The 771-nt window shown below is 30.2% G+C and carries 1 protein-coding gene; it reads left to right on the top strand.

What is annotated here, in order from left to right; all coding sequences use genetic code 11:
- Positions 1 to 148 precede the first annotated feature (148 nt).
- Positions 149 to 771 (top strand): hypothetical protein (locus AC1DWA_RS32955; RefSeq protein WP_477917622.1); only part of this gene is annotated, 623 nt, incomplete at its 3' end.

The following is a 771-nucleotide window of genomic DNA, read 5'->3' as shown; positions in this document are numbered from 1 at the left end:
GAATAAAAAGTGCACCTTTTATTCATATGCAAGTCCCCTAAAAATAGCATTCTTCTAAATTAGTAAATTTTTACTATATAAATATTTGGATATTATTGTTAGAATTTCAAATGTTGTTTAAATTATACATATTTTGGAGGATTTTATCGTGAAAAAAGTTATATTAACTTCATTAGCAACTATTACAACATTTGCAGGATTAAGTATTTATGCTCCATCTAGTAACAAGGTAGAAGCAGCTGTATCTAATCAAACAGCGACCCAACAATCTTTAGAAGAAGATACTTTTTTTAGTGATTTCAATTTCGAAGAATTTGCAAAACCAGATAAATTTTTAGCATATGATGGTGATAAAGTTTATTTAAAAACAAATGATTTAAACGAACTTGGTATCTCTAAAGAAACTTACAATGATTACTTAGAAATGCTGGAATTTACCAACGAAAGTATAGATGAAGGACTTTTTAATGTAGAAGTAGTAGATGGACAAGTTAAATTCACATTGAACAAAGAAAAATTAGAAGAAGAAGCAAACAAGGAAGTAGAACCTGTTTTTACAACTCAAGTTACTCATAAAACTTATTGGTGGGGACATAGCTTTAGATTAAGTCATAAAGAAGTAGAAGATCTAGTTCTAGCAATAGAAAGTGGCGGAGGAACATTAACAGGTGTAGCATGGTTTTTATATAAAATGGTACCAAAACCTGCCTTTGCTGCCATCTTAGGAATTGGAATACCTACTTTAAAAGTAGCAGACAGAGCAGGTAAGCC

The sequence above is a fragment of the Rhodococcus sp. P4_F3_2 genome (assembly GCF_056401335.1).
Note: the sequence above shows the minus strand (reverse complement) of the source record. Positions and strands in the feature narration are given on the sequence as shown.